Origin of the sequence: Psychrobacter sp. TAE2020 (assembly GCF_018919485.1) — a bacterium.
Taxonomy (GTDB): Bacteria; Pseudomonadota; Gammaproteobacteria; order Pseudomonadales; family Moraxellaceae; genus Psychrobacter.
Genome location: NZ_JAHLMU010000007.1, coordinates 1 through 6,473 on the forward strand (window position 1 = coordinate 1; position 6,473 = coordinate 6,473).

Sequence of the window (6,473 nt, forward strand, 5' to 3'; positions counted from 1 at the left end):
TGCGTTGTAGTCGGTTCATTAATATAATCATTGAGATTTTGCACAACTTCGTTAGCTGCTGAAATCGCTAAAATAGCTGTACCTGCGGGTTTGGTTTTATCAACCCCTTTGATATCTTGCTCGGCTGTCCTGGCTAACACTGCTTTGTACATCTGCTTCTTATCGCTCTCAAACTGCTTATTCTCACGCTCAAGGCGTTCAGCTTGGGCTTGCTGCTCTTGCTGCTGCTGTCTTAGTGTATCGACTCTTTGCTGCTCTTGTTGCTCACGTAGTGCCTTCTTACGCTGGTTCTGTTCACTAATTTCACGTTGTCGCTGCTGCGCCAACGCCAACTCTTTTTCTTTTTGTTCGTCTGCTCGTTTTGCTCGGATGTCATGAGCCATTGCCATCGCTGCCGCAATGTCAGCTGGGGAATGAGTTTTACGCTTGGGTTCAGGTGTTGGTGCTTCGATGGGTTCAGCTACCGCTGTGGTTGTCATACTTGGCTTGGGTGCATAGCCGCTGCTCATTTGCGGTGGCGGTGTCGTGCGCTCGATGTCGTGACCCTTAACGATGATTGCGTCAGCTAAGTCGTTCACGATCTGATTTTTGGCAAGCTCTGCATCCCACACCAGCTCGTTACGCTCGGCTATTAGGCGGTTCACTTCGCCTCTAATAGTGGTGGGGGTATCGTCTATCTCGTAAACCTTGCCTTGCTCGGCTGCTTGCTCCGCTTTTCTTAGCTCTTGCTCGTATTTGTCACGTTCTAGCTTGGTAGCGACTGATCCCATTTTGAGCTGTGGCTCAATATCAATCCCTTGCGCGGTATAACTGCGACTATCGATCAATTTATGGTCATGCTCGGCCAGTTTTTCGTTGGCGATATGCTCCCATATTTGGCGAACGTCTGTAATCTCATGGCTGACTCGTTCCATGCCAAGCGAACGCCGCTTGTTATCGGACAGCTCAATGGTCGCCTTGTCGGTTAGGATGATCTGATTGTTATCATCAAGCACAGCACAGCGCGTGGTAAATAGGATATGAGCATGGAAGTTGCGAGGATCTGCCCCTCGCTCAATTTCTTTATCGGTCGGTTTGTGAATGGCGCAATCTGCTATTGTGCCGTAACGATCGGCTAGGTTTTGAGCAAACTTATGTGCTATCTCTTTTCGTTCTTGATCGGTTAGCTCATGCGGTAAATTTACAAGCCATTCCCTAGCAACTCGTGCATCTTTGCGCTTCTCGGCACTCTCTGCTTTGTTCCATAATTCATTACGATTAATAGCAGCGTTGGCTGCTGCCAACGCTGTCGGCAAAATAATATCGGCACTCATCACCCCATGCTTTTTTGAATAGTCGTGAGTTTTACCATATCGTATATCATCAAGCTCAACACCTGCACGATAGCTCGCACTGGCAACGGCACTTTGTCCCTTACCTCGTGATATTGATTTGGTCGATGCGATAAAAATAGCCATTTCTGCAAACTCGATTTTTGGTTTTTGCTACTAACGTCTTTTTATTAGTTGTGGGGTTTTAGGGGTTTCCCCTAACGTGTTTTGATTTTATAAATGTATGACCATAGGGAATAAACATTTGTAAAGTCGAAAACTCGCACTTAGTCAGTGGGACTCAACAATCCGTCAATTAACTATATCATAAACTGTTGTTAGGTACTGGCGAAGTTGCTATAGTTAATTACATGAATAATTTGGTGACTCAAGGAACGGCTATGAGCTTACTTGGTGGTAATGATTTAAAAGAGCAGCAGAAAATTAATGAGCTTGAGCTAAAGATAAATAGGGAAAAGCAGAAGTTAGATAAGAAGCTGACAAGGCGAAAAATACTGCTGGGTGCTTTTATGATCGAGTTACTAGAAAAAAATAAAGTAGAGGATCTAGTGCAGTACACCGCAGATAATTTGGATACTTTTTTAACTAGGCAAGGAGATAAGGAGTTGATGGGCGATTTGATTAACAATCTAAAAAGCCAAGTAGGTGAAGTTAAGAATATAGATACTCATATTTGATCTATCCTAAACTTCATATCATCTTAACAAAACAGCAATATATTCAAACTTTTGTTGATGTATGCTGATATTTTACTTTGTATAGCTTATTACTTTTCAAGGACGATAAAATAATGAAAGCAAGAGTTTTTCAAGTTGGTTTATTAGTGGCATCAATATTCGCAGTAGCAAATATGGCTCATGCTGAAACAGTATCTATAGATCCTTTAGCAGTAGAAAGCTACTCCAAGGAGTTCAATGTATCAGCTAAAGAGGCTGAAAGACGGTTAACTATCGTATCTCAGTTAGATTATATTGTCCAAAACTTAAATGAACAGTTTGGCGATAGTATTGGAAGTGTGTATTTTGATAATGGGCAAGATTTTAAATTAGTGGTAAGAACCACTAAAAAAGGTAAAGCTCAAAGAGAAGTAATGGATTTAAGTAGTAAATTATCTAAAGCATATGACTTACCTATTGAGGTAGTAGCTAACTCTCCTAGAAACTTTAGAGCAATTGAAAACATTATAGAAAATTAAGGTTCTAGGATCGCAAGACAATATGATGGATTCCAATCCATCGGTTATAACCCTCAAAAAGATGCTATTTCAATATCTTTCTACCAACCTGATTTAGCTGAACAGAACAAAATTAAATCAAAGCTCTCTAAAATCTCAGGTATGGATGTCACATTGAGGTTTTTGGATAATCCTATTACTGCCTCAGCATCTAATTTCAATGAAGTAGTAGGAGGAGGTAATTTAGAAAGTTTGGCAGGGTCTGGGCAATGTACCGCTGGATTTACAGGAGAAATGAATGGTGTACCGGGGATTTTAACAGCTACACATTGCCTTCAAAACTCTAAAAAGTATGTAAATAGGTTTGGTAAAAAGTATGACTTTGGTGTACCGATTACTGATTCCTCAATTTACCATGAAATATCTTTTGTCCCCTTAAACTCGCCTTCAATTACTGGAGAAGTCTACCGTGCTTGGCCAAGTACTACGTCAACGAGTAACATGAAAATAACTGGCATGGGGATAGCACAAGCTCCTTATACTGATTGGTATACTGGATTAAAAGTTGGTGGAACACCACTATGTCATATAGGGCTTAATACAGGATTTAGTTGTGGAGCTGTAACAGTTGTCGATGAAGGATTTACTGGGGCAGGGTGCAATGCATCCTCCAAAAGATTAATACCTATAGCTAGTTGTGCTCAAACTATTATAACTGTAGAGGGTAGTAATTTTCGCATTAATGTTGGTGATAGCGGCGGGCCTTTTTTTGACGGCTCGGGGAAGGCTTATGGATTAGCGAGTGCTATGGGAAATTCCCGAACTGCTTACGTTACCCCTATCAAGTACCTACAAGGGTTTAAATTAAAAACGGAGTTTTGATGAAGAGTATCTTAGTAGCAGTAGTGGCTATTTTCTTAGGAGGTTGCTCATTGTCGTCCGATGTTCAACCTAAGTCTAATAAAACAGTAATTGCCCTGCCTATTCAAAATACCAATATTTATTATTATGACGTTGATCCAAACCGTCCTGCTCAACCAGCAGCAGTAGTAAGTGGTAAGTTTGAGTGGAAGGATGGCTGTCTTTATTTAGTAGATGATAGTGGAGAATATATGACACCCTTATTTCCTAAATATCCAAAAAATTTAGTAAAATGGGATGAGTCTACTAAAACAATAGAACTTGATGGTCATGTTTTCAAGATGGGAGATCCTATCTATACCAATGGTGGATATCAAAGTTATGTCCCTAACTCAGTTGGAGATGCAGAATATGAGAAGCAAGGAAACAAAAAATGTTTAGCCCAAACTCAGGTAAAAGTAGGGACTATGAGTCTGGGAAATAAATGAACTCATCCAAAAAAATTTATGTATACCCTAGCAGAACCAGTTATTTCGCCCCTCAAACCTATTAATAGACCACTTAAAACAGACTGTATTTGAGAAACTACTTATAATAGACCACTAGCCTTAATACTCTAAATAATCTCTAATTGGACGCTTACTAAACTGTGATGCGTCCTTTTTTATTCGATTAAGCATTTCAAACTCCCAACCTTGCTGCGACTGACCTGCTGGGCTAGTAGGGCTTACTAAATGATTATATTCCGCCATAAAAGCAGGATTGCGAACGATACGTCCTAGCTGTTTATCATTTAGACCTTCTACGGTAAACATATCTGCTGTGTTTATATCCCTATCACCTTCTTGCTTTGCTTTTTTAGGTTTATCTTTAGCTAATACTTTGAATTTAAAACCTACTATCTTTTTACCTTCTTTGACTTGTTCATAGCTAATTTTCAAGTCAGTTTTATCATTAATTTCATTAACTGCTAAATCTAACACTCGCTTTTTAAAATCATTCATTTTTTTATAATCAGTAACACCTAATCCTAATTGACCTCTAAATATTTCAAGATCGAACATTGGCGTTTTCTTAGCGGCTCGCCATTGTGTTACTAATTCGTACAATCTCACCGAGTAGACGCTATTAAGCATTGCTGTTTGACACAGTAAATATTGAGTAAAAAACTCTTCTTTGCCGTCAATACGTGTTATTTCATTAACAACAGCGGGTGTAAATATTATCTCAATTGCCCCTTGACCCTTAATATACTTTGCTTGGCTAATCCAGCGCGTTTTTACCTTATCGTTATATTCATCAATAAAGCTAAATTGTCGTTCAAATAATGTCTTTTCCGCACTTAGCATTACTTCGTAAGCTGTCTGTCGAGTTACCCCAAAAGCTTCTGCATAGCGTGAAGATTCGATACGTAAGGGCTTATCAGCACTTAACCCCTGATTTTTATCTCTACTATCAATAATCCCCACTTGAATTAAACGTATTTCAGCTAAAGACAAACTTTGTATTACTGTATTTAAGCGATTAGTTTTAACTACTAGGCTCATTTCATCTTCTCGATGTTTATACATAGCTCACCTCGGTTCACACCCTGCAAACCTAACAACAGTGATTTACTGTGTTAGTTGTCATTTATTGTTGATTTAGTATAGTGACATACTAGTTAATAAGTCACAATAATGACATAAATAATTTTGTCACTATATGGTAGGTAAACGTCACCTTATTGGTAGGTAAACGTCACCTTATTGGTAGGTAAACGTCACCTTATTGGTAGGTAAACGTCACCTTATGGGGTCGTAATGCTTTGGTATTAAAGGGCTGTAGCGTACTTAAAAGCTGTTAAAAGCATTAAAAACATTAAAAACCTTTCTTCTTTTTTTTATTAACTAATAAGATAGGAACTTTGATCTATCTAAATTTACAATATTGCTCGTTGTTTCTAGGACTAATGAAACAAGAATTTTTTTGAACTATCGCATAATACTTACCATCAGTTGGGTTTCTAATGACGTTATGAGCGACTTTAGCAGAAGCTATGCTGTCATACTTTACTTGACGCTCTGCAATTTCTGCCTTACTTGGTATCAGTAGCCAAGCCAGTAGAAGAGTCATAGCCAAAATAGACAAGCAAATTGCGCCTAGAATACTAGCTATTTTCCAGCTAAGGGCTTTAGAGAATTTATCTGATAGCTCCGTTGTGTATCTCTCTGCACCTTCCCTAGCTTCTTTTCTAACGCTTATTAAAGTCCCTTTGATGTCTCCTGCTAATCTCTTGTTTTGTTCCTCAAAAGTCTCTGAAAATACCTTCAAGCTATTAAAATTGATATCAAACGTACCTTTCATATCTGACGACAATTTTGATAATTCTTTGACTTTGCTTGTGGCTATAACCACTGTGTTCTCTAGCTGTGCATTAGCTCGCTGAACATCACCGGCAACACCTTCGGTTAGCTGGTTATGATAATAATTGAGAATATCAGCCACCTCTTTTCTAGTTTCTGTTGCGGTACTGGTAGCGATGGCCTTTTTGATCTGCTGCTCTCGCTCTTGATAGTCTCTAAGCTGCGTGGTTAGATCATTGACCAGTGCTGCGGTTGCCTTGTCCTGCTGCTCTCGTTGTTCTATCAAGGCGCTGTCATGCTCTATCAGCATAGACACTGCGTTCAATACGTCTTCAAGATCTCTCATATCTGACATTTTCTACATTCCCATTCCATAACCACGGTCGCGGTTAATCTCATTGCTATAACTCACAACGTCCCTTTGTGCGCTCTGTAGTGCTTGCTGCTGATTGTTATCTGCGGTTTGGCTGTGATTGCTTGCAAAATCGTTCAAAACGTCTTTAAGGGCTGCTGTGTGCGTTTTACGATCGTTTGTATAGTGAATATTTTTAATCTCACTCAATGCTACCTTCGATTTGTCATTCACAAAGTCGGTTAAGTAGCTACGTTCACCCTGTGCAAGCTCACGCTGGGTCTGCGTTGTAGTCGGTTCATTAATATAATCATTGAGATTTTGCACAACTTCGTTAGCTGCTGAAATCGCTAAAATAGCTGTACCTGCGGGTTTGGTTTTATCAACCCCTTTGATATCTTGCTCGGCTG

The 6,473-nt window shown here is 39.5% G+C and carries 8 protein-coding genes; 4 read left to right on the forward strand and 4 right to left on the reverse strand.

The window, feature by feature from the left end:
* A partial coding sequence (locus KPY62_RS13425) for a MobA/MobL family protein (protein ID WP_216583453.1) occupies positions 1-1,457 on the reverse strand: 1,457 nt, incomplete at its 3' end.
* A 224-nt stretch (positions 1,458-1,681) separates the two neighbouring features.
* On the opposite strand from KPY62_RS13425, the gene KPY62_RS13430 reads away from it, so the two are divergent.
* The 4 genes from KPY62_RS13430 (at position 1,682) to KPY62_RS13445 (ending at position 3,854) form a co-directional block, all read left to right on the forward strand.
* Entirely contained in the window at positions 1,682-2,008 is a 327-nt protein-coding gene (locus KPY62_RS13430) for a mobilization protein MobS (protein ID WP_228730792.1), read from the forward strand.
* 113 nt (positions 2,009-2,121) lie between these two features.
* Positions 2,122-2,526 (forward strand): hypothetical protein, encoded by a 405-nt coding sequence (locus KPY62_RS13435; RefSeq protein WP_216583454.1) that lies wholly within the window; start codon positions 2,122-2,124, stop codon positions 2,524-2,526.
* 162 nt (positions 2,527-2,688) lie between these two features.
* Positions 2,689-3,387 carry a trypsin-like serine protease gene (locus KPY62_RS13440; protein ID WP_216583455.1) on the forward strand — a complete coding sequence of 233 codons (699 nt, stop codon included), beginning with the start codon at positions 2,689-2,691 and terminating at the stop codon, positions 3,385-3,387.
* A complete protein-coding gene (locus tag KPY62_RS13445) occupies positions 3,387-3,854 on the forward strand; it encodes a hypothetical protein (protein ID WP_216583456.1) in 468 nt (155 codons plus the stop codon). The genes KPY62_RS13440 and KPY62_RS13445 overlap by 1 nt, the downstream gene beginning before the upstream one ends.
* Positions 3,855-3,974: 120 nt before the next feature.
* Here KPY62_RS13445 and repM read toward each other — a convergent pair whose 3' ends face one another.
* The 3 genes from repM to KPY62_RS13460 form a co-directional block, all read right to left on the reverse strand.
* On the reverse strand, positions 3,975-4,937 hold the full coding sequence (repM, locus tag KPY62_RS13450; RefSeq protein ID WP_216583457.1) for a replication initiation protein RepM: 963 nt from the start codon (positions 4,935-4,937) through the stop codon (positions 3,975-3,977).
* Between the two features lie 340 nt (positions 4,938-5,277).
* Entirely contained in the window at positions 5,278-6,066 is a 789-nt protein-coding gene (locus KPY62_RS13455; protein ID WP_216583458.1) for a hypothetical protein, read from the reverse strand.
* Positions 6,067-6,069: 3 nt separating this feature from the next.
* A partial coding sequence (locus KPY62_RS13460) for a hypothetical protein (protein ID WP_216583459.1) occupies positions 6,070-6,473 on the reverse strand: 404 nt, incomplete at its 5' end.

Coding starts and splice junctions, on each gene's coding strand:
- KPY62_RS13455 (WP_216583458.1), bottom strand. CDS start 6,066: ATGTCAGATATGAGAGATCTTGAAGACGTATTGAACGCAGTGTCTATG.
- repM (WP_216583457.1), bottom strand. CDS start 4,937: ATGTATAAACATCGAGAAGATGAAATGAGCCTAGTAGTTAAAACTAAT.
- KPY62_RS13430 (WP_228730792.1), top strand. CDS start 1,682: ATGAATAATTTGGTGACTCAAGGAACGGCTATGAGCTTACTTGGTGGT.
- KPY62_RS13435 (WP_216583454.1), top strand. CDS start 2,122: ATGAAAGCAAGAGTTTTTCAAGTTGGTTTATTAGTGGCATCAATATTC.
- KPY62_RS13445 (WP_216583456.1), top strand. CDS start 3,387: ATGAAGAGTATCTTAGTAGCAGTAGTGGCTATTTTCTTAGGAGGTTGC.